Origin of the sequence: Burkholderia sp. WP42 (assembly GCF_000745665.1) — a bacterium.
GTDB lineage: Bacteria > Pseudomonadota > Gammaproteobacteria > Burkholderiales > Burkholderiaceae > Burkholderia > Burkholderia vietnamiensis.
The window spans coordinates 1-19,820 of record NZ_JQJT01000033.1; the positions used below are offsets into that span (position 1 = coordinate 1).

22 protein-coding genes and 1 pseudogene are annotated in these 19,820 nt (G+C 68.5%); 16 read left to right on the forward strand and 7 right to left on the reverse strand.

Features of this window, described 5'->3' with window-relative positions:
- The 7 genes and pseudogenes from glyA to EX20_RS19875 all read left to right on the forward strand — a co-directional run.
- Positions 1–489: pseudogene (gene glyA / locus EX20_RS19845) on the forward strand (serine hydroxymethyltransferase); the annotation flags it as partial.
- 6 nt (positions 490–495) lie between these two features.
- Positions 496–975, forward strand: coding sequence for a transcriptional regulator NrdR (gene nrdR / locus EX20_RS19850; RefSeq protein WP_006760615.1), 480 nt, complete (start codon positions 496–498; stop codon positions 973–975).
- 171 nt (positions 976–1,146) lie between these two features.
- Positions 1,147–1,707: a GspH/FimT family pseudopilin gene (locus EX20_RS19855; protein WP_011883405.1), complete on the forward strand. Its 561-nt coding sequence runs from the start codon at positions 1,147–1,149 to the stop codon at positions 1,705–1,707.
- Positions 1,704–2,132 (forward strand): hypothetical protein, encoded by a 429-nt coding sequence (locus EX20_RS19860; protein WP_034194467.1) that lies wholly within the window; start codon positions 1,704–1,706, stop codon positions 2,130–2,132. Before EX20_RS19855 ends, EX20_RS19860 begins: the two co-directional genes overlap by 4 nt.
- Complete coding sequence (locus EX20_RS19865) at positions 2,122–2,955, forward strand: type IV pillus assembly protein (protein ID WP_014722506.1); 834 nt, start codon at positions 2,122–2,124, stop codon at positions 2,953–2,955. The genes EX20_RS19860 and EX20_RS19865 overlap by 11 nt, the downstream gene beginning before the upstream one ends.
- Before the next feature lie 197 nt (positions 2,956–3,152).
- The gene (locus tag EX20_RS19870) at positions 3,153–3,611 is read left to right on the forward strand and encodes a pilus assembly PilX family protein (RefSeq protein ID WP_011883410.1); all 459 of its coding nucleotides are present in this window, start codon (positions 3,153–3,155) and stop codon (positions 3,609–3,611) included.
- Complete coding sequence (locus EX20_RS19875) at positions 3,611–4,063, forward strand: type IV pilin protein (RefSeq protein WP_034194512.1); 453 nt, start codon at positions 3,611–3,613, stop codon at positions 4,061–4,063. The genes EX20_RS19870 and EX20_RS19875 overlap by 1 nt, the downstream gene beginning before the upstream one ends.
- A gap of 52 nt (positions 4,064–4,115) precedes the next feature.
- Here EX20_RS19875 and EX20_RS19880 read toward each other — a convergent pair whose 3' ends face one another.
- From EX20_RS19880 to EX20_RS19890, 3 genes are all read right to left on the reverse strand, one after another.
- The gene (locus EX20_RS19880; RefSeq protein WP_034194468.1) at positions 4,116–4,559 is read right to left on the reverse strand and encodes a DUF3318 domain-containing protein; all 444 of its coding nucleotides are present in this window, start codon (positions 4,557–4,559) and stop codon (positions 4,116–4,118) included.
- A gap of 43 nt (positions 4,560–4,602) precedes the next feature.
- Entirely contained in the window at positions 4,603–4,992 is a 390-nt protein-coding gene (locus EX20_RS19885) for a phage holin family protein (protein WP_011883414.1), read from the reverse strand.
- Between the two features lie 124 nt (positions 4,993–5,116).
- Positions 5,117–5,419, reverse strand: a complete 303-nt coding sequence (locus tag EX20_RS19890) for an ElaB/YgaM/YqjD family protein (protein WP_011883416.1) — start codon at positions 5,417–5,419, stop codon at positions 5,117–5,119.
- A 317-nt stretch (positions 5,420–5,736) separates the two neighbouring features.
- Here EX20_RS19890 and EX20_RS19895 point away from each other — a divergent pair, with 317 nt between their 5' ends.
- The gene (locus EX20_RS19895) at positions 5,737–6,375 is read left to right on the forward strand and encodes a peroxiredoxin (RefSeq protein ID WP_011883418.1); all 639 of its coding nucleotides are present in this window, start codon (positions 5,737–5,739) and stop codon (positions 6,373–6,375) included.
- 124 nt (positions 6,376–6,499) lie between these two features.
- Here EX20_RS19895 and EX20_RS19900 read toward each other — a convergent pair whose 3' ends face one another.
- The gene (locus EX20_RS19900; protein WP_011883419.1) at positions 6,500–7,687 is read right to left on the reverse strand and encodes an acyl-CoA dehydrogenase; all 1,188 of its coding nucleotides are present in this window, start codon (positions 7,685–7,687) and stop codon (positions 6,500–6,502) included.
- A gap of 122 nt (positions 7,688–7,809) precedes the next feature.
- Here EX20_RS19900 and EX20_RS19905 point away from each other — a divergent pair, with 122 nt between their 5' ends.
- Both EX20_RS19905 and EX20_RS19910 read left to right on the forward strand, forming a co-directional pair.
- Entirely contained in the window at positions 7,810–8,601 is a 792-nt protein-coding gene (locus EX20_RS19905) for an IclR family transcriptional regulator (RefSeq protein ID WP_011883421.1), read from the forward strand.
- A gap of 125 nt (positions 8,602–8,726) precedes the next feature.
- Positions 8,727–9,137: a GFA family protein gene (locus tag EX20_RS19910; RefSeq protein WP_011883423.1), complete on the forward strand. Its 411-nt coding sequence runs from the start codon at positions 8,727–8,729 to the stop codon at positions 9,135–9,137.
- Between the two features lie 690 nt (positions 9,138–9,827).
- Here EX20_RS19910 and EX20_RS19915 read toward each other — a convergent pair.
- Positions 9,828–10,631: an EAL domain-containing protein gene (locus tag EX20_RS19915; RefSeq protein WP_011883431.1), complete on the reverse strand. Its 804-nt coding sequence runs from the start codon at positions 10,629–10,631 to the stop codon at positions 9,828–9,830.
- A gap of 128 nt (positions 10,632–10,759) precedes the next feature.
- Between EX20_RS19915 and EX20_RS32045 the strand changes: the two genes are divergently transcribed.
- The 6 genes from EX20_RS32045 to fahA are packed head-to-tail and all read left to right on the forward strand — an operon-like array spanning position 10,760 to position 16,990.
- On the forward strand, positions 10,760–11,026 hold the full coding sequence (locus tag EX20_RS32045) for a hypothetical protein (protein WP_155416633.1): 267 nt from the start codon (positions 10,760–10,762) through the stop codon (positions 11,024–11,026).
- 7 nt (positions 11,027–11,033) lie between these two features.
- Positions 11,034–12,710 carry an FAD-dependent oxidoreductase gene (locus EX20_RS19920; RefSeq protein WP_034194469.1) on the forward strand — a complete coding sequence of 559 codons (1,677 nt, stop codon included), beginning with the start codon at positions 11,034–11,036 and terminating at the stop codon, positions 12,708–12,710.
- 40 nt (positions 12,711–12,750) lie between these two features.
- The gene (locus EX20_RS19925) at positions 12,751–12,981 is read left to right on the forward strand and encodes a DUF2783 domain-containing protein (protein ID WP_034194470.1); all 231 of its coding nucleotides are present in this window, start codon (positions 12,751–12,753) and stop codon (positions 12,979–12,981) included.
- A complete protein-coding gene (locus EX20_RS19930; RefSeq protein WP_034194471.1) occupies positions 12,978–14,339 on the forward strand; it encodes an MFS transporter in 1,362 nt (453 codons plus the stop codon). Before EX20_RS19925 ends, EX20_RS19930 begins: the two co-directional genes overlap by 4 nt.
- Before the next feature lie 15 nt (positions 14,340–14,354).
- Complete coding sequence (gene hmgA, locus EX20_RS19935; protein ID WP_034194472.1) at positions 14,355–15,689, forward strand: homogentisate 1,2-dioxygenase; 1,335 nt, start codon at positions 14,355–14,357, stop codon at positions 15,687–15,689.
- A complete protein-coding gene (gene fahA / locus EX20_RS19940; protein ID WP_034194473.1) occupies positions 15,686–16,990 on the forward strand; it encodes a fumarylacetoacetase in 1,305 nt (434 codons plus the stop codon). The genes hmgA and fahA overlap by 4 nt, the downstream gene beginning before the upstream one ends.
- A 274-nt stretch (positions 16,991–17,264) precedes the next feature.
- Here the strand turns inward: fahA and EX20_RS19945 are convergent, their stop codons facing one another.
- Positions 17,265–18,425, reverse strand: coding sequence for an MFS transporter (locus EX20_RS19945; protein ID WP_034194474.1), 1,161 nt, complete (start codon positions 18,423–18,425; stop codon positions 17,265–17,267).
- A gap of 118 nt (positions 18,426–18,543) precedes the next feature.
- Positions 18,544–19,713 carry an MFS transporter gene (locus EX20_RS19950; protein WP_034194475.1) on the reverse strand — a complete coding sequence of 390 codons (1,170 nt, stop codon included), beginning with the start codon at positions 19,711–19,713 and terminating at the stop codon, positions 18,544–18,546.
- Positions 19,714–19,820 lie beyond the last annotated feature (107 nt).

Here is a 19,820-nt window from a genome sequence, read left to right on the forward strand (position 1 = left end):
ATTTTCCCGGGCATCCAGGGCGGCCCGCTGATGCACGTGATCGCGGCGAAGGCGGTGGCGTTCAAGGAAGCGCTGTCGCCGGAGTTCAAGGCGTATCAGCAAAAGGTGGTGGAGAACGCGCGGGTGCTGGCCGAGACGCTGGTGAAGCGCGGGCTGCGGATCGTGTCGGGCCGCACGGAAAGCCACGTGATGCTGGTGGACCTGCGAGCGAAGCACATCACGGGCAAGGCGGCGGAAGCGGCGCTGGGCGCGGCGCACATCACGGTGAACAAGAACGCGATTCCGAACGATCCGGAAAAGCCGTTCGTGACGAGCGGCGTGCGGCTGGGCTCGCCGGCGATGACGACGCGCGGCTTCGGGCCGGCGGAAGCGGAGCAGGTGGGCAACCTGATCGCGGACGTGCTGGAGAACCCGGAAGATGCGGCGACGCTCGAGCGCGTGCGCGCGCAAGTGGCCGAGCTGACCAAGCGTTTCCCGGTCTATCGCTGATCCGGCATGCGCTGCCCGTTCTGCCGGCATGAAGACACGCAGGTCGTCGACTCGCGCGTCTCCGAAGATGGCGCTGCGATTCGCCGGCGCCGTCGCTGCTCGGCTTGCGACAAGCGCTTCACGACGTACGAGCGGGTCGAGCTGAACCTGCCGGCCGTCGTGAAGAAGGACGGCAGCCGCACGGAATTCGACCGTCGCAAGATCGTCGCCAGCATGCAACTCGCGCTGCGCAAGCGGCCGGTTGCAGCCGATGCGATCGACGCGGCGGTCGCCCGTATCGAATATCAGCTGCTCGCCACGGGCGAGCGGGAAGTGCGTAGCGAGAAGCTCGGCGAACTCGTGATGAACGAGTTGCGCGGCCTCGATACGATCGCCTATGTCCGTTTTGCATCGGTTTACCGCCGGTTCGAGGACGTTTCCGAATTTGCCGACGTGATCGAAGAGTTCCGTCGCGCGTCCCCCTCCAAGCCTCCGCGTAAGCGCTGACGCGCCGCGTTCGTTCATCGTCTTCTCCGCAGGCCCGATTGGGCCGAGTGATCCAGTTCGTCCCGATTGTGTCGGTCTCGGCCGCATGTCGCCAGTTGGCCGTTTGGCCAATGGCGCGGGTTCGCTCGCGTCGCTACAGTCGTTGCATCACGTTGACGGAGGGCAATGGCGATGGGACTGCACCGAAAGATTGTCGGCGCGCACCTGCGGCGCTGCGACGGATTCACGCTCGTCGAGCTGATGGTCGCAATCGCGCTGGCGGCCGCGACGGCGCTCTACGCCGCTCCGGCATTCGATCAGTGGCGCATGCGCGAACGCGTCGATGCGCGCTCGCGCACACTGCTCGGTGCGGTGTCGTTCGCCCGCACCGAGGCGGCTCGGCTCGGCGTGCGCGTCACGCTGTGCCGCGCCGGGCCCGCCGGCGATTGCGTGCGCGCCGACGAACCATGCGATCCGGCCGCATGGTCGTGCGGCTGGATCGTCAGCGGGCAGTTCGACGGGCAGTCGCGGGTGTTGAGGCGTTATCCGCGCGATCCCGACATTGCCGTGACGGGCGCCACGCACGATCTGGCGTTCGCGCCGCCGGCCGGACAGGTGATCGGCGGGATCCGGCGCTTCGAATTGCGTGCGCAGCGCGAGCGGCCTGGCGACGAGGCGCGCACGTCGCGTTGTATCCGGATTTCGGCGGGCGGTCGCGCGCGCATCGTGGCCGGCCGGTGTGACGCGGCATGAAGTGCTCGCGCCGACGAACGCACGGCACGTCGCTGCTCGAAGCGGTGCTGGCCGTTGCGCTGCTCGCGGCCGTGATGCTGACGGTGGTCGGCAGCCAGTTCGCGATGACCCGCATGCAGCGGGCGACGATCTGGCGCGAACGTGCGCTCTGGCTGGCCGACGCACGCATCGAGCGCCGTCATGCGGCACCAGGCGATGACGGCGGCCTCGCGGCGCTTGCGGCGGCATCGTTGCCCGACGGCGCAATGATGCTCGACCGTGGGGCGGCCGGTGTCAGCTATGCGATCGTCGGCTGGCGCGACGCCGACACTGCGCAGTCGGCCTCGGCCTCGGCGTCCGCGCGGTGCGATGCGGCGCGGACGATGACGAAGCCGCCGTCGTGTGTGCGCATTCCGTTTCGGGAGTTCGACGCCGATGAACGCTGATCGCCGCAGCCGCGCACATACGCTGCTGGAAGTCCTGATTGCGATGGTCGTCGGTCTGCTCGTGCTCGCGGCCGCCGGCGCGCTTTACCACGCACAGCGTGTCGCGCACGGGCGGGCCGAGGACGCGTTCGCGATGCGCGATGCGGCCACGACGGCCCTGATGCTGATCGGACAGCAGATTCAGATGGCCGGATTTCGTTCGCTCGACGACGACGACGCGTTGCCGCTGCCGCCGTTGTTCGGTTGCTCCGCGGCGCGGGTGCGTGGCGATGGTGCACAGGTGCGCTGCGAAGCCGCTCGCGAGGCCTCCGATGCGGTGGTGGTCCGTTATGTCGGCGACGGTGTGTCGACCTGGCCAACCATTGGCGACCAGGTATCCGACTGTCTCGGGCAGGGTATCGGTGCCCCCGGCGAGCGGCCGCTGGTGGAAAACCACTTCGATGCGCATGTCAGCCCGTCGACCGGTGAGCCCGAGCTGTACTGCGAAGGCAGCGGTCGCCCCGGCACGCCGCAGCCGGTGGTGTCCGGCATCGACCAGTTGCGTGTGCGCTATTTGCGTCGCGGAACCGTGCGATTCGCCGACGCGGCGGCGATCGGCGCTGACGGGTGGCGCGACATCGTCGCGGTACATCTGTGTGTGCGGGCGCGCGGTGAACCGATGCGCGCGCCGACGCGTCATGTCGACTGCGATGGTCGCGTTGCCGTATCCGACGATGGCCGCGCGCGCCTCACGCTGCATCGCATCGTCGCGTTGCGGAATTCATCGATCGCGTTGGCCGATCGTGTCGTGGGCGGTGTGCGTGACGGTGAGGCATTCCGATGATCCGCGCGACCCGGTCCGTCCGACGTTGTGCGACGCGGATCGCGACAGCCGATGCGTCGGCGCGCCGTGCTGCGGGCCGGCGCGGCGCAGGTGACGGCCCCGCGTTGCCGAACCGCGCGACATTACGCGTTGCGCCCGCACGTCGGCCTCGGCTTCGGCGTCGGCTTCGCAATGCCGGCCTTGCGCTGCCTGCCGTGATGGCCGTTGCCGCGGCGGTCGTGGCGCTGGCAGGCACATGGTTCGAGTCGGCGTTGACGGAATCGCGTCGCACGCGCGCGTTGTCCGATCGGATGATCGCGTTTCATGCCGCCGATGCGGCGTTGGCCGCATGCATCGTGCGTTTGCGCGGCGGCGCAGCGCCATACCTCGACGAACCGGCATCGCATGGTGAACCACGCGCGTGGCGGCGGACGCCCGCGCTGCGCGTCGCCGACGCGTTCGAGCCGTTTGCATCGTGGCCGCTGGCGGCGCAGCCGCCGCGTTGTCTGATCGAAGCGTGGCGAGGTGCCGGTCCGGCCGGCAGCCGCGCGTACCTCGTCACCGCTCGCGGCGTCGGCGGCGATGCCTCGAGCGTGGTCTGGCTGCAGAGCCAGCTCGCGTTGCGCGACGGGCGCATCGTGGCGCAGCGCTGGCGTCGTGTCGTGACGGTGCAATGATGCGAGCCGCTGCTGCGATGCGCCGGCTGGCGGCCTTCACGTTGATCGAATTGATGATCGTGCTCGCAATCGTCGCTGCGTTGGCGAGCTGGGGTGTCCCGTCATATCGCGCGCACGTCGCGCGCATGCATCGCACCGCTGCGGTAAGTGCGCTGTACCGGGCCGCCCAGTATCTCGAAACGCTCGATGGCCCGCCGCCGCAGACGTTGCCGGATGCGTACACACAGGCACCGCCGGACGGGCAACCGGTCTATCGGCTTACGCTGCGGCGACCGGCCGACGGCGATGCGCCGGTGGCATACGAACTCGTTGCCAGCCCGCTCGACGCCGGGCCGATGCGTGACGACCCATGCGGTGCATTCACGCTGCGTTCGGACGGGACGAAGGGCAATGCAATGGCGGATACCGGCCAGATGGACGAACCGTCTCGCGTGTGCTGGGGCGTGCATTGAGCCCGCACGTGACGCGCGCGGCTCAACCGCATCGCGCGCGCCCCGTGGAGCGTCAGTCGTTGCTCGCGGTGCTGTCGCGCTCGTCGCGCGATTGCTTCCAGATCTGGTAGATCTCCCATGCGGCGAAGCCCAGCGTTCCCCACTTCAGCGCCGGCCCACCGGTTGCACGCAACAGCGAGCGAACGGGTTTCGCGAGCACGAGCGACGCAAGCGAGCTCAGCATTGGATACTGGTTCACGAGTTGGCCGATGCTCGCGTTCAGGCTTTTCGCGGATTGACCGAATTTCGAGGTCGACAGGCCGGGGATGAACACCTTCAGCCAGCTGAAGCGCGTGACGGCGTGACGCATGTCCGCGGCGGCTTCGGCGAGCTCGAGCCGCTCGACTTCGGATCGCAGGATCAGCAACTCCTTGCGGAGTGCGCGATGCTGCGACGCGCTCCAGTTCGAGCGCGACGAATGGTGGCTGGGCGAATGGCCCGTGACGTTCTGGCTCATGGCGCGTCGGCGAAATGGGTGGAACGGGTGAACGCGACGGCGTTCACGGCTTGCCGCGGAACATCTCGCGGTCCTTTTCGAGCTCGGCGAGCGTCGCCTCGAACACGGTCGGCGCGTTGCGCAGGCCCGCGCGCGCCTTCAGCACGCACACGATGCCGGCGACCGCGTACAACGCGGTGACCACCGCGAGCGACTGCCAGCGATAGGTGTCCCAGAACGCGATCGCGATCAGGACGGTCAGACTGATGAGCGCCATCGTCGCGAGCATCATCGCGGCGAGGCCGAGAAACAGCACGCCCATCAGGCGTTCCTTCTCCTCGGCCAGTTCGATGCCAACGAGTTCGAGACGCGTTTGCAGTAGGCCGATCGCGGAACCGACGAGGCGGCGCAGCGGCCCTGGGCCGGATGGCTGCGGGTGGGTGTCTGTCGTCATGGATGAGGCGCTTGCACGCGCAGTGAGCAGCAAGGTCAAGCCAGGCCGGCGGCGAGCCGCCGGCCTGCCGCGACTCCCGCGTGCCGCAGCGAGCGGCGCGCGGGGCGAAACGGCGCCGCGCGCGTTACTTGCGGTTGATCAGCAGGCCGATCAGCACGCCGACGCCGGCAGCGACGCCGATCGACGTCCACGGATGCTCGTGCACGTAGTCGTCGGTTGCGCGCGCGGCCTTCTTGCCTTTCTCGACCACCACGACCTGGACGTCGGTTGCCTTTTCCTTGGCCTGCTTCAGGCGCGACATGGCCTTTTCGCGCAGCTCGGTAGCCCGGTCGCCCGTGCTGCTCGCAGCCTGCTTCAGCAGGTCCTCGGCGTCCGCCAGAACGGTTTTGATATCCGACATCAGTTTCTCCTTGTTGATTTCCGACATTGCAACTCCCTTCATGCTGTCATGCTGCAGGTTCACATCGTAGCGAAACGCCTGCCTGCTGGCGAGCCGGGAAGACGCACGGCGACATTGCAAGACCGCATGGTAAACGAAACGTAAACAAAAACAGAGCCGCCGACGGCGTGAAAAGTGCCTTCCGCCGCTGTCCACCGCGCTCTGCGCCTGGGCAAAAATGACAAAAAAGTATGAATATCAAACGTAATAATCGTTCGCATGGCCCATTGCTTCCCGTAAGCTGAGTGACTATCCCGCGCCGACAGCGCGCGGTTTCAACCAGCATCGTTCGAGGAGGGAACATCATGGGTCTGCGTCTTGGTGACATCGCACCGGATTTCGAGCAGGAATCGAGCCTGGGCACGATCAAGTTTCATGAGTGGCTTGGCAACAGCTGGGGCATCCTGTTCTCCCATCCGGCCGACTACACGCCGGTATGCACGACGGAGCTCGGGCTCACCGCGAAGCTGAAGGGCGAATTCGACAAACGCAACGTGAAGGTGATCGCGCTGTCGGTCGATGGCGTCGAATCGCACAAGGGCTGGATCAACGACATCAACGAAACGCAGTCGACGGTCGTCGGCTTCCCGATCATCGCCGACGCCGATCGCAAAGTCTCGCAGCTGTACGACATGATCCACCCGAACGCGAACGAAACGCTGACGGTGCGCTCGCTGTTCGTGATCGATCCGAACAAGAAGGTGCGTCTCATCATCACTTATCCGGCCAGCACCGGCCGCAATTTCGACGAAGTGCTGCGCGTGATCGATTCGCTGCAATTGACCGATAATTACAAAGTCGCGACGCCGGGGAACTGGAAGGACGGCGACGACGTCGTGATCGTCCCGTCGCTGCAGGATCCCGAGGAGTTGAAGAAGCGCTTCCCGAAGGGCTTCAACGCGGTGCGTCCGTATCTGCGTCTGACGCCGCAGCCGAACAAGTAAGCAGCGGCTGCGCGCGATCGCTGCGCGCCCATGAAAACGGCCCGCCCGGCAGCGATGCCGGGCGGGCTGTGTCATTTCAACGCACGACGCAGCGCGACCGGCGCCGCGTCGCCTGCGCAAACGGTCAGAAGAATGCCTGGATGCCCGTCTGTGCGCGGCCGAGGATCAGCGCATGGATGTCGTGCGTTCCTTCGTACGTATTGACCACTTCGAGGTTCACGAGGTGGCGCGCGACGCCGAATTCGTCCGAGATGCCGTTGCCGCCCAGCATGTCGCGCGCGAGCCGCGCGATGTCGAGCGCCTTGCCGCACGAGTTGCGCTTCATGATCGACGTGATCTCGACGGCCGCCGTGCCTTCGTCCTTCATCCGGCCCAGCCGCAGCACGCCTTGCAGGCCGAGCGTGATCTCGGTCTGCATGTCGGCGAGCTTTTTCTGGATCAGCTGGTTCGCGGCGAGCGGCCGGCCGAACTGCTTGCGGTCGAGCACGTACTGGCGCGCGGTGTGCCAGCACGATTCGGCCGCGCCCAGCGCGCCCCACGCGATCCCGTAGCGGGCCGAGTTCAGGCACGTGAACGGGCCGCGCAGGCCGCTCACGTTCGGCATCAGGTTTTCGTCCGGCACGAACACCTCGTCGAGCACGATCTCGCCGGTGATCGACGCGCGCAGCCCGACCTTGCCATGGATCGCCGGCGCCGACAGCCCCTTCCAGCCCTTCTCGAGGATGAAGCCGCGGATCGCGTCCGCGCCGTTTTCTTCGAGCTTCGCCCACACGACGAACACGTCGGCGATCGGCGAGTTGGTGATCCACATCTTCGAGCCGGACAGCGAATAGCCGCCCGGCACTTTCTTCGCGCGTGTGACCATGCTGCCCGGGTCCGAGCCGTGGTTCGGTTCGGTCAGCCCGAAGCAGCCGATCCATTCGCCGGTCGCGAGCTTCGGCAGATATTTCTGCTTCTGCGCGTCCGAGCCGAATTCGAAGATCGGCACCATCACGAGCGACGACTGCACGGACATCATCGACCGGTAGCCGGAGTCGACGCGCTCGACTTCGCGCGCGATCAGGCCGTAGCTGACGTAGTTGAGGCCGGGGCCGCCGTATTCGTCAGGGATCGTCGGGCCGAGCAGGCCCAGTTCGCCCATTTCGCGGAATATCGCCGCGTCGGTGCGCTCGTGGCGGAACGCCTCCGTGACGCGCGGCGCCAGCTTGTCCTGCGCATACGCGCGCGCGGCATCGCGCACCATCCGCTCCTCTTCGGTCAGTTGCTGGTCGAGCAACAGCGGATCGTCCCAATGAAAAGTTGCAACGCTCATCGTGTCATCTCCTGTCGGTCGGCGGCGGCGCTTCGCTACCGGTTCCGATTTCTATGGTCTGCTTGACTTGAGTTCCGCTGTGCGGAACAATGTTTTGCAAAACGAACTCAGTGTAGCACCAGATGACACTTTCAACCATCGACGAAACCGCGATCGACGAACGCAAGTTCGTCGTTGCGCTTGCGCGCGGGCTCGACCTGCTGCGCGCGTTCCGGCCCGGCGAAACGATGCTCGGCAATCGCGATTTTGCGGAACGCACCGGGTTGCCGAAGGCGACCGTGAACCGGCTCGCTTACACGCTGACCGTGCTCGGCTACCTGCGCTACGACGAGACGCTCGGGAAATACGCGCTGGATGCCGCGGTGCTGTCGCTCGGCTACGCGCTGCTGTCCGGGTCGGGGACGCTCGACCTCGCGCGGCCGCACATGCAGGCGCTCGCGCGCGAGATCGGCGCGGCCGTGTCGCTCGGCTGCCGGGACGGGCTCGACATGATTTATCTGGAGACGATCCGCAGCGAAACGGCGCTGACGCTCGGGCTCGCTCCCGGCTCGCGCCTGTCGATGCTGACGAGTTCGATGGGGCGTGCGTATCTGGCCGTGCAGCCGGAGGACGTGCGCCGCGCGCTCTATGCCGACTTGCATCGTGCGGCCGGCGGCGGCGCCGACGCCGATGCGCTCGTCGCGGCCGCGCAGCAGGCGGTCGCCGAATTCTCGACGGGCGGCTGCTGTTATTCGTTCCGCGCGTGGCACACGGACGTGAATGCGGCCGCCGTGCCGTTTCGCGAGCCGCGCGACGGACGCTGGCTGATCCTCAGCTGCAGCGGGCCGGCATCGTCGATGGACGAACAGGCGTTCCGTACCGACGTCGGGCCGAAACTGAAGGCGCTCGCGCAGCGGCTCGGTCAGACGGTCTGAAACGGGGCGCGCGTGGGCGCGTCGCCGGCATTGCCGCGCGCGGCCGCGGATGCCGTGCCTGTTGCAACGCGCGGGCGCCACGCTCATCATCGTTCCCTGACTTTCCGACGATGACGAGGTTCGCGATGTCTGTCCCCGAGACGATGGAAGGCGGTTGCGCATGCGGAGCGATCCGTTACCGGATCGCCGGCATTCCGACCGACGCGGGCTTTTGCCATTGCCGGCTCTGTCAGCGCACGACCGGTGCGGCGGTCGTGGCAGCGGCATCGGTGCCGATCGGCGCGTTCGAGTATCTGCAGGGCGAGCCGACGGTCTATGCGTCGAGCGCGTGGGGTGAGCGGCGCTTTTGCGGCCGCTGCGGCGCGCAGCTCGAATATCGGCTGCGCGACGCGCCGACCACCGTCGAAATCAACTACGCGACGCTCGACGAGCCGGCGCGGCTGCGTCCGGTGTGGCACGTGTGGTATGCGGATCGTTTTCCGGGGATCGACTGTGCCGACGATCTGCCGAAATACGACGACGACGGACCGCAGTAGGCGTCGAGGTGGCGGCGACGAGCGCGCCAGCACGCGTGTTCGATCGGGTGGCGCGAACGCGGCAAGAGTCGGCCGGCGCGGCACGTGGATCGTTGCGCAGGCAACTACCGAAATACGATGACGGCGGTCGGACTAGGCGTAGGGGTGACGGCGACGAGCGCGCCAGCACGCGTGTTCGATCAGGCGGCGTGAACGCGGCAAGAGTCGGCCGTCGCGACACGTGGATCGTTGCGCAGGCAACTGGTGCGTCGACGATCTGCCGAAATACGGCGACGGCGGACCGGGATGGGCGTCGCGATGCCGGCGACGAGTGCGTCAGCGAGCCAGCACGCGCGTTCGACTCGGCTGCATGAGCGCGGCGCGAGCTGGCCGACATGGCGCGTGCGGTGCGCGGATCGTTTCTCGGAAATCGACTGTGCCGACGATCTGCCGAAATACGACGACGGCGGACCGGAGTAGGCGTCGAGATGCCGGCGACGGGTGCTGCAGCAAACTAGCAAGCGGGTTCGACTGGGGCTGCATAAGCACGGCGCGATGCAGCAAGCCGCTAGCCCTGCATCGACCGACCGCCTGCCGCCCGCCGTTTGACGACGGACGCATACGACGCGGCACGACGGCAGCACGTCCCACCCGCCCCAAGACCCCCAGCCCCCAGCACAGCGCTGACCGCACCCACACGCGCAGCGCCCCTCAGGCCGTCACGACCTTCGCGAACACCGGCCCCTGCATGAAGCGCACGTCGTGCTGACGCAGCAGCTCGCACTGCGTCTCGTCGACCACGCCATCGAATATCAGCGGAATCCGCACGCGCTGCGCATACGCGACCAGCGCCTTCACCATCCCGTCGCGCAGCGCGATGCCCGCATCCATCTTGATGTAATCGGGCCGCGCCATCTCCGATTCGACCGCGAGGATCCGGCCCGGGTCGGGCAGCTTGTCCGCGACCTTGAAACCGTGATGCTGATAACTGCGCGTCAGGTAGCCGAGGAAGGTCTTGTGCGCGACCGCGGCCGCCGGCAACTCGATCACGATCCGCTCGGCCGGCAGGCCGAACCGCTGCAGCACCGACGAGAAATGCTTGCCGTGATCGTACTTCACGCTCTTGAGCAGCCGTTCGTGCACGCGCAGGAACAGCAGCCCGTGGCGCTGCGCACCGAAGAAGTTGATCGCGTGCAACGCCCGCGACAGCCGGTCGATCGCGACGAGCGTCTGGTCGTCGACGGCCGAGTCGACCGGGTCGTGCGCGGCGCCGCTGACCAGCGTGATGGCCTGGAAGCCGAGCTCGTCGCCGTAGCGCTCGATGGCATCCGCGAACGACGTCGACTGCGGCGCGCCGGGCATCGTCACGTCGTAGATCGGCTCGTAGGCGCTCGCGAGCGTGCGCTCCGGCAGATTCGCGCATGCGGTGCCGCCTTCGGCAAGCGCGAGGTGTTCCCGCAGATAAGGCAGTTGCCCGGCACGGGCGACCAGCTCGGGAATGTTGGGCGGGATCATCGGCGTAGGAAGAAAACGGCGGCCGAAAGGGCCGCCTCGTATCTCGATATTAGCAGCGCCCGTCGGGCTCGGCTCGGCGTTTCTCTCATATGGTTATCCCGTTGCCGAACCCATCGCTAGGGTTAACGTTGATTTCACTATACGTAATTGGTTTTACTATTCGTAAATCCAAAGATTTGTTGCCGATCAAGAAAAGCGGCGTTCGGGCGCCGGCAGCGGCGTCGTTTCCCGAACCGAATCAACCAGGAAGCAAGGAGCGAGACGTGGCGGTGGACAGCAGGCGGATGGAGCAGGGCAGGCCGCGCGAGCGGTTGAAGGCGGGCACGAAGGCGGCCATGAACGGCGGCACAAGCGCGGCGGCGCCGCGCGTGCCGGCGCACGTGCGGCGCGGCTGAGGAGCGGATGGCGACCATGAGCATCGATTACCAGACGCTGAAGTTCGATTACCGGCCGCGCGCGGCGCGGGCCGCGCAGGCCGATGCGGCCGTTCACCCGGTGATCGTGGTGGGCGCGGGCCCGGTGGGCCTGGCCGCCGCGATCGATCTGGCGCAGCGCGGCGTGCCGGTCGTGCTGCTCGACGACGACGACACGCTGTCCACCGGCTCGCGCGCGATCTGCTTCGCGAAGCGCACGCTCGAGATCTTCGACCGGCTCGGCTGCGGCGAGCGCTTCGTGGACAAGGGCGTGAGCTGGCACGTCGGCAAGGTGTTCCTGCAGGACGAGCAGCTTTACGCGTTCGACCTGCTGCCCGAGCAGGGCCACGCACGCCCGGCGTTCGTCAACCTGCAGCAGTACTACGTCGAAGGCTATCTGGCCGAGCGCGCGTTCGAACTGCCGAACCTCGAGATCCGCTGGAAGCACAAGGTGACGGGCGTCGCGCAGTCGGCCGAGCACGCGGCGCTGACCGTCGAGACGCCGGAAGGCATCGAGACGCTGCGCGCGCAGTACGTGATCGCGGCCGACGGCTCGCGCAGCCCGCTGCGCGCGGCGATGGGGCTCGAAAGCCGCGGCCGCACGTTCAAGGACCGCTTCCTGATCGCCGACGTGAAGATGAAGGCGGAATTCCCGACCGAGCGCTGGTTCTGGTTCGATCCGCCGTTCCACCGTAACCAGTCGGTGCTGCTGCACCGTCAGCCGGACAACGTGTGGCGCATCGATTTCCAGCTCGGCTGGGACGCCGACCCGGTCGCCGAGAAGCAGCCGGAGCGCGTGATCCCGCGCGTGCGCGCGCTGCTCGGGCCGGACGCCGAATTCGAGCTCGAATGGGTCAGCGTCTATACGTTCCGCTGCCAGCGGATGGATACGTTCCGTCACGGCCGCGTGCTGTTCGCGGGCGACGCGGCGCACGGCGTGTCGCCGTTCGGCGCGCGCGGCGCGAACAGCGGCGTGCAGGACGCCGACAATCTCGCGTGGAAGCTGCAGCTCGTGCTCGACGGCCGCGCGCCCGAGCGCCTGCTCGACACGTATGCGAGCGAGCGCGAGTTCGCCGCGGACGAGAACATCCGCAACTCGACGCGCTCGACCGACTTCATCACGCCGAAGAGCGCGGTGTCGCGCGTGTTCCGCGACGCGACGCTGAAGCTCGCGCGCGACTGCGAATTCGCGCGCCGGCTCGTGAACAGCGGCCGTTTGTCGGTGCCGGCCGTGCTGACCGATTCGCCGCTGAATACGCCCGATCGCGCCGGCGACGCGTTCGCGTGCGCGATGCGTCCCGGCGCGGTCGCGGCCGACGCGCCGGTGCGCGCGCAGCAGGCGTCCGGCTGGCTGCTGCGTCATCTCGGCGACGGCTTCGCGGGCGTGCTGTTCGGCCTGCCCGGCGATGCGGGCGCGCTCGCGCAGGCGCTCGACGGTCTCGCGCTGCCGGTGCGGCCCGTGCTGATCGTGCCGGCCGGCCATGCGCAGGCGGTGCCCGGCGTCGACGTCCTGGAGGACGTCGACGGTTTCGCCGCGCAGCGCTACGACGCGCAGCCCGGCACGTTCTACCTGCTGCGCCCGGACCAGCACGTGTGCGCCCGCATGCGCGCGCTCGACCGGCACGCGATCGCCGACGCACTCGCCCGCGCGAGCGGCGCATGCTGAACCCGCCTCGAACACGACAACGACACCGGAGACACCCGACATGCCCGCCCTCGACACCCGCCCGCGCCTGGCCGACCCGGACGCGTTCTACGAAGCGCTGATCGACATGCATCGCGATTTGTCGGACGCCGACAGCCAGCTCGTCAACGCGAAGCTGATTCTGCTGCTCGCGAACCAGATCGGCGACGCCGACGTGCTGCGCGAAGCGATGGCGCTCGCGCGCCAGGGCGTGAATCCGCCCGTGCATCCGAACGCCGAGGTGGCGCAATGAGCGCGGCGCCGGCCAACGCGCGCGTGCTCGAAGTCGAGCGCGTGATCGACGACACCCATCGTCCGGGCTTTCACTGGATGCTGCTGGTGCTGTGCGGCCTGTGCCTGGTGGTCGACGGCTTCGACGCGCAGGCGATGGGCTACGTCGCGCCGAGCGTGATCGCGGAGTGGCACGTGCCGAAGCAGGCGCTCGGGCCGGTGTTCAGCGCGAGCCTGTTCGGCATGCTGCTCGGCGCGCTCGGGCTGTCGGTGCTGGCCGACCGCATCGGCCGGCGGCCGGTGCTGATCGGCTCGACGCTGTTCTTCGCGGTGACGATGCTCGCGACCCCGTTCGCGAGTTCGATCCCGGTGCTGATCGCGCTGCGCTTCGTCACGGGCCTGGGCCTCGGCTGCATCATGCCGAACGCGATGGCGCTGGTCGGCGAGTTCAGCCCCGCCGCGCACGGCGTGAAGCGGATGATGATCGTGTCGTGCGGCTTCACGCTGGGCGCCGCGCTGGGCGGCTTCATCAGCGCGGCGCTGATTCCGGCGCTCGGCTGGCGCGCGGTGTTCTTCGTCGGCGGCGCGGTGCCGCTCGTGCTGGCGATCGCGATGCTCGCGCGGCTGCCCGAGTCGCTGCAGTTTCTGGTCCTGAAAGGACGCGTCGCGCAGGCCCGCGACTGGCTCACGCGGTTCGCGCCGCACGCCGGCATCGATGCCGACACGCGGCTCGTCGTGCGCGAGCGTGCGACGAGCGGCGCACCGGTCGCCGAACTGTTCCGCGCCGGCCGCCTGCCGGTCACGCTGCTGCTGTGGTCGATCAGCTTCATGAACCTGATCGACCTGTACTTCCTGTCGAACTGGCTGCCGACCGTGATGCGCGACGCCGGCTATACGCCCGGCACGGCGGTGATCGTCGGCACGGTGCTGCAGACGGGCGGCGTGATCGGCACGCTGTCGCTCGGCTGGTTCATCGAGCGCTACGGCTTCGTGCGCGTGCTGTTCGCGTGCTTCGCGTGCGCGGCCGTGTCGGTGGGGCTGATCGGCTCGCTCGCGCATGCGCTGCCGTGGCTGCTGGTCGTCGTGTTCGCGGGCGGCTTCTGCGTGGTCGGCGGGCAGCCGGCCGTCAATGCGCTGGCCGGCCAGTATTACCCGACGTCGCTGCGCTCGACCGGGATCGGCTGGAGCCTCGGCATCGGCCGGATCGGCTCGGTGCTCGGGCCGCTCGTCGGCGGCCAGTTGATTGCGCTGAACTGGAGCAACGGCGCGCTGTTCCATGCGGCCGCGCTGCCCGTGCTGTGCTCGGCGCTGTTCGTGCTCGGGCTGGCCGGCGTCGCGCGGCGCGGCAGCGCGCACGCGGCGAATGCCGCAATGAATTGATGGAGAAAGGAAACGATGACGCTTGACCTGTCGAAACCGGCGACCGCCGGCTACCTGAGCGGTTTCGGGAACGAATTCGCGACCGAGGCGCTGCCCGGCGCGCTGCCGCACGGCCGCAACTCGCCGCAGCGCGCGCCGTACGGGCTGTATGCGGAGCAGCTGTCGGGCACCGCGTTTACCGCGCCGCGCGGCCACAACCGCCGCTCGTGGCTGTACCGGATACGGCCGGCCGCCGTGCACCGGCCGTTCGAGCCGTTCACGGGGCGGCAGCGGCTCGTCGCGGAGTTCGGCGACTCGGCCGACGTGCCGCCGACGCCGCCGAACCAGCTGCGCTGGGACCCGCTGCCGATGCCGGTCGAGCCGACCGATTTCGTCGAAGGGCTCGTGACGATGGCCGGCAACGGCTCGGCGGCCGCGATGAACGGTTGCGCGATCCACCTGTATGCGGCGAACCGCTCGATGCAGGACCGCTTCTTCTACAGCGCCGACGGCGAATTGCTGATCGTGCCGCAGCAGGGGCGGCTTTTCATCGCGACGGAGTTCGGCCGGCTCGACGTCGAGCCGGCCGAGATCGCGGTGATTCCGCGCGGCGTGCGCTTCGCGGTCGCGCTGCCCGACGGCGACGCGCGCGGCTACATCTGCGAGAACTTCGGCGCGCTGCTGCGTCTGCCGGACCTCGGCCCGATCGGATCGAACGGGCTCGCCAATCCGCGCGATTTCCTGACGCCGCAGGCCGCGTACGAAGACCGCGAAGGCGCGTTCGAGCTGATCGCGAAGCAGAACGGGCGCTTGTGGCGCGCGGACATCGGCCACTCGCCGTTCGACGTCGTCGCATGGCACGGCAACTACGCGCCGTACAAGTACGACCTGCGGCTGTTCAACACGATCGGCTCGATCAGCTACGACCATCCCGATCCGTCGATTTTCCTCGTGCTGCAGTCGCAGAGCGACTCGCCGGGCGTCGACGCGATCGATTTCGTGATCTTCCCGCCGCGCTGGCTCGCGGCCGAAGATACGTTCCGCCCGCCGTGGTTCCATCGCAACGTCGCGAGCGAGTTCATGGGCCTCGTGCACGGCGCGTACGACGCGAAGGCCGAAGGCTTCGTGCCGGGCGGCGCGAGCCTGCACAACTGCATGTCCGGTCACGGGCCGGACGCCGATACGTTCGAGAAGGCGTCGGCGATCGACACGACCCGCCCGCACAAGGTCGACGCGACGATGGCGTTCATGTTCGAAACCCGCACGCTGATCCGGCCGACCCGCTACGCGCTCGACACCGCGCAGCTGCAGGCCGACTACTTCGAATGCTGGCAACGCATCGAGAAACACTTCAACCCGGAGCAACGATGAGCGACACCCGAGACTGGCGTGCGACGCTCGACCCGGCTCGCAAGAGCTGGGTCGACACGGCGAACGATCCCGCCTGCGATTTCCCGATCCAGAACCTGCCGTTCGGCATCTTCAGCGACGCGGCGCAGCCGGCGCGCCGCGCGGGCGTGGCGCTCGGCGACCGGATCGTCGACCTCGCCGCGCTCGCGCGTGCGGGCCTCGTGACGGTGCCGGCCGGCGCCGACGTGTTCGCCGAGCCGACGCTCAACGCGTTCATCGCGCTCGGCCGCGATGCGTGGCGCAGCGTGCGCATTCAGCTGTCCGAGCTGTTCGCGCGCGACGCTGCGCGGCTCCGCGACGACGCGGCGTTGCGTGCGCGCGTGCTCGTCGCGCAGCGCGACGCGACGCTGCATCTGCCGGTCGACATTCCCGGCTACACCGATTTCTATTCGTCGAAGGAGCACGCGACCAACGTCGGCTCGATGTTCCGCGATCCGAAGAATGCGCTGCTGCCGAACTGGTCGGAGATGCCGATCGGCTACAACGGCCGCGCGTCATCGGTGGTCGTGAGCGGCACGCCGGTGCGGCGGCCGAACGGGCAGCTGAAGCTGCCCGAGCAGGAGCGTCCGGTGTTCGGCGCGTGCCGCAAGCTCGACATCGAACTCGAGACGGGCTTCATCGTCGGGCGGGGCAATGCGCTCGGCGAGCCGATCGCCTGCGAGGATGCCGAAGCGCACATCTTCGGGATGGTGCTGTTGAACGACTGGAGCGCGCGCGACATCCAGCAGTGGGAATACGTGCCGCTCGGCCCATTCAACTCGAAGGGCTTCGCGACGACGATCTCGCCGTGGATCGTCACGCTCGACGCGCTCGAACCGTTCCGCGTCGCGCAGCCCGAGCAGGCGCCGCAGCCGCTGCCGTATCTGCGGCACGCGGGCAAGCATGCGTTCGACATCGCGCTCGAAGTCACGCTGCGGGCGGACGGCGCCGCCGAGCCGACGTCGATCTGCCGCACCAACTTCCGGCACATGTACTGGACGATGGCGCAGCAACTCGCGCATCACACGGTCGCGGGCTGCAATACGCGCGTGGGGGACCTGATGGGTTCGGGCACGATCAGCGGGCCGACGCGCGACTCGTTCGGCAGCCTGCTCGAGCTGACGTGGAACGGCAAGGAGCCGCTCGCGCTGAAGGGCGGCGGCAGCCGCACGTTCATCGAGGACGGCGACGAGCTGACGCTCGCGGGCTGGTGCGAGGGCGATGGCTATCGCATCGGCTTCGGGACGTGTACGGGGAAGATCCTGCCGGCGCGTAGCGCGTAGCGGATTGCCGCGCGACGGGTCGCGCGCAGTCCGGAACGGCACGGCGGCCCGCTTGATGCGGGCCGGTTTCGTTTTTATTGGCGGGGGCGGGAGGGGATAGGGCGCTGAGTATGTGTCGCTGGCCAAGGGTCACGGATCACCGGTCACGGAGTGCGGGCCAAGGGCAACGCGGCACGGATCACGGATCGCCGGTCACGAACCGCGAACCGTGCGTGTTCGACGTTGCGCCCGCGCCGCCGCGTGTGAACATCGACGCCGTCTGCCGGCCTCCGCGTCAGATCGCGCGCCGCAACGCCGAGCGTCGTTCCCACAACGCGGCCGCGACGAACGCCGCGACGCAGCCGACCAGCACGCCGATCAGCGCATTGCTGCCGAGTTGTTCCATCAACGCGCCGGCGACGAGCGGCCCGCCGAAGCTCGCGGCGCTCCACGATGCCGAGACGAGCGAGCTCGCGGTGACGAGCGCCGCGCCGCGGAAGCGCTCGCCGCATGCGACCAGCGACAGCGTGTAGATGCTGCCGGCCGCCGCGCCGAGCACGAACAGCAACGGCCAGCACAGCCACGGGTTCGCGATCACCAACGGCAGCAGCGGCAGGCCCGCGAGCACGATGCAGCCGGCGCCGAGATGCACGCGCTCGCGACCGAGCTTGTCGGCGAGCCAGCCGATCGGGAACTGCATCGCGGTGTCGCCGCACAGCATGATCGACGCGAGCAGCACCGCGGTCGCGCTCGCGACGCCGTGGTCCATCGCGTAGAGCGGCAGCAGCGACAGCGCGAGCGTGTCGAACAGCGCGAAGAAACCGGTGCCGATGATCAGCGCGGGCATGCGCGGCAGCACCGCGAGCCAGCTGTCGTGGGCGGCCTGGCGCGCGTCGTCGCCGGCCAGCGGCGCGCGCCGGATCGTCGCGAGCGTCGGCAATGCAAGCAGGAACAGCGCGCCGCACAGCGCGAAGCGGATGCTGGTGGCGCCCGCGATCTGGCTGACCAGCACGGGCCCGGCCATCTGGAACAGCGTGAAATTGGTCGCATAGATCGCGACCACGCGGCCGCGCGTCGAATCGTCGGCGAGCTGGTTGACCCACGCTTCGCCGATCGTGAACAGCAGCATCAGCGCCGCGCCGCACAATACGCGCAACACGCCCCATACGATCAGGTTCGACGTGAACTGCATCAGCGTGGTGGCCGCGGCGAGCAGCACGACCGACACGACGATCGCGCGGCGCGCGCCCAGGCGCCGCGCGAGCGCGGTGACGAACGGGACGATCGCGAGGCCGCCGAGCGCCTGCGCGGCGGTCAGCATGCCGACCACGTTGGTGCCGTGGCCGGCTTCGGTCAATGCGAGGGCGGTGAGCGGCAGCGTCGCGCCGGTGCCGAGCCCGACCACCGCGACGCTCAGGATCAGCGCGACGAAATCGCGGGAGAGAACGTTTTTCATCGGGCCGGATGCTACACCGCGGACCTTGAAAGGTCCATGAAGGCCGTCATGCGCGCATGGTTGCGCGCGCAACGCAATGCGGCGGCGCCGTGCGGGCGCCGCGTCGCGCGTCATGGCGTCACACGTACCCGGCGGGCGCGCGGGCCGGACGGCGTTCGAGCGACGCCGACCACAGCGTGAGCGCGAGCGCCGCGACCGCCATCGCGACGCCGACCCACGGCAGGCTCACGAGCGGCACGCCGGCGCCGATCGCCGCGCCGCCGAGCCATGCGCCGGTCGCGTTGCCGAGGTTGAACGCGCCCTGATTGAGCGTCGACGCGAGGTTCGGCGCATCGCTCGCGCGGTCGACGATCAGGATCTGCAGCGGCGGCACGATCGCGAACGCGAGCACGCCCCATACGAAGATCGTCGCCAGCGCTGCGAACGGCACGTGCATCGTGCCGGCAAACAGAGCGAGCACGATGCCGATCAGCGCGAGCGTCGCGATCAGCGACGGCATCCGGCGCCAGTCCGCGAGCCGGCCGCCGAGCGTGCCGCCGACGGTCAGGCCGAGCCCGAACAGCAGCAGCACGTAGGTGACCTGGTGTGGCGAGAAGCGCGTCACGTCCTCGAGGATCGGCGTGATGTACGTGAACACGCTGAACAGGCTCGCGGACGCCAGCACGCTGATGCCGAGCACCATCAGCACCTGCGGGTGCCGCAGCACGCCGAACTCGCGCGTGATGCTGGTGTCGGGCATCGCGAGATGCTTCGGCAGGCACACGGCGAGCGCGGCCGCCGCCGCGATGCCGATGCCGGTGACGGCCCAGAACGTCGCGCGCCAGCCGTAGGCCTGACCGAGCGCGGTGCCGAGCGGCACGCCGAGCACGTTCGCGAGCGTGAGGCCGGTGAACATCAGCGCGATCGCCTGCGCGCGCCGGTTCGGCGCGACGAGGCTGCTCGCGACCACCGAGCCGATCCCGAAGAACGCGCCGTGACAGAACGCGGTGACCACGCGCGCGGCCATCAACACCGCATAGCCGGGCGCGAGCGCGCACAGCAGGTTGCCGGTGATGAACAGTCCGATTAGGCCCATCAGCGCGCGCTTGCGCGGCATCTTCGCGGTGACGACCGCGAGGATCGGCGCGCCGATCGTCACGCCAAGCGCGTAGCCCGACACGAGCATCCCGGCAGCCGGGATCGACACGCCGAGGTCGCGCGCGACGTTCGGCAGCAGCCCCATGATCACGAATTCGGTGGTACCGATTCCAAATGCGGCGACGGCGAGGGCGAAAAGGGGCAAGGGCATCGCGATGGGTCAGGGAAAGAGCCGCGGCCGGGATTCGGCGCGGGATGCGCACGACGGCGGGGCGGGGACGTCAGCCGCGATTCTACGTGAGAGAAAACCCGGACGCT

Excerpts from the sequence above, each read along its gene's own strand:
- EX20_RS19890 (WP_011883416.1), bottom strand. The coding sequence starts at position 5,419 with ATGTCGGAAATCAACAAGGAGAAACTGATGTCGGATATCAAAACCGTT.
- EX20_RS19920 (WP_034194469.1), top strand. The coding sequence starts at position 11,034 with ATGGCGACCATGAGCATCGATTACCAGACGCTGAAGTTCGATTACCGG.
- EX20_RS19905 (WP_011883421.1), top strand. The coding sequence starts at position 7,810 with ATGACACTTTCAACCATCGACGAAACCGCGATCGACGAACGCAAGTTC.
- EX20_RS19865 (WP_014722506.1), top strand. The coding sequence starts at position 2,122 with ATGAACGCTGATCGCCGCAGCCGCGCACATACGCTGCTGGAAGTCCTG.
- EX20_RS19870 (WP_011883410.1), top strand. The coding sequence starts at position 3,153 with ATGGCCGTTGCCGCGGCGGTCGTGGCGCTGGCAGGCACATGGTTCGAG.
- EX20_RS19900 (WP_011883419.1), bottom strand. The coding sequence starts at position 7,687 with ATGAGCGTTGCAACTTTTCATTGGGACGATCCGCTGTTGCTCGACCAG.
- EX20_RS19915 (WP_011883431.1), bottom strand. The coding sequence starts at position 10,631 with ATGATCCCGCCCAACATTCCCGAGCTGGTCGCCCGTGCCGGGCAACTG.
- EX20_RS19875 (WP_034194512.1), top strand. The coding sequence starts at position 3,611 with ATGCGAGCCGCTGCTGCGATGCGCCGGCTGGCGGCCTTCACGTTGATC.
- fahA (WP_034194473.1), top strand. The coding sequence starts at position 15,686 with ATGAGCGACACCCGAGACTGGCGTGCGACGCTCGACCCGGCTCGCAAG.
- nrdR (WP_006760615.1), top strand. The coding sequence starts at position 496 with ATGCGCTGCCCGTTCTGCCGGCATGAAGACACGCAGGTCGTCGACTCG.
- EX20_RS19885 (WP_011883414.1), bottom strand. The coding sequence starts at position 4,992 with ATGACGACAGACACCCACCCGCAGCCATCCGGCCCAGGGCCGCTGCGC.
- EX20_RS19945 (WP_034194474.1), bottom strand. The coding sequence starts at position 18,425 with ATGAAAAACGTTCTCTCCCGCGATTTCGTCGCGCTGATCCTGAGCGTC.
- EX20_RS19855 (WP_011883405.1), top strand. The coding sequence starts at position 1,147 with ATGGGACTGCACCGAAAGATTGTCGGCGCGCACCTGCGGCGCTGCGAC.
- hmgA (WP_034194472.1), top strand. The coding sequence starts at position 14,355 with ATGACGCTTGACCTGTCGAAACCGGCGACCGCCGGCTACCTGAGCGGT.
- EX20_RS19880 (WP_034194468.1), bottom strand. The coding sequence starts at position 4,559 with ATGAGCCAGAACGTCACGGGCCATTCGCCCAGCCACCATTCGTCGCGC.
- EX20_RS19895 (WP_011883418.1), top strand. The coding sequence starts at position 5,737 with ATGGGTCTGCGTCTTGGTGACATCGCACCGGATTTCGAGCAGGAATCG.
- EX20_RS19910 (WP_011883423.1), top strand. The coding sequence starts at position 8,727 with ATGTCTGTCCCCGAGACGATGGAAGGCGGTTGCGCATGCGGAGCGATC.
- EX20_RS19930 (WP_034194471.1), top strand. The coding sequence starts at position 12,978 with ATGAGCGCGGCGCCGGCCAACGCGCGCGTGCTCGAAGTCGAGCGCGTG.
- EX20_RS19950 (WP_034194475.1), bottom strand. The coding sequence starts at position 19,713 with ATGCCCTTGCCCCTTTTCGCCCTCGCCGTCGCCGCATTTGGAATCGGT.
- EX20_RS19925 (WP_034194470.1), top strand. The coding sequence starts at position 12,751 with ATGCCCGCCCTCGACACCCGCCCGCGCCTGGCCGACCCGGACGCGTTC.
- EX20_RS19860 (WP_034194467.1), top strand. The coding sequence starts at position 1,704 with ATGAAGTGCTCGCGCCGACGAACGCACGGCACGTCGCTGCTCGAAGCG.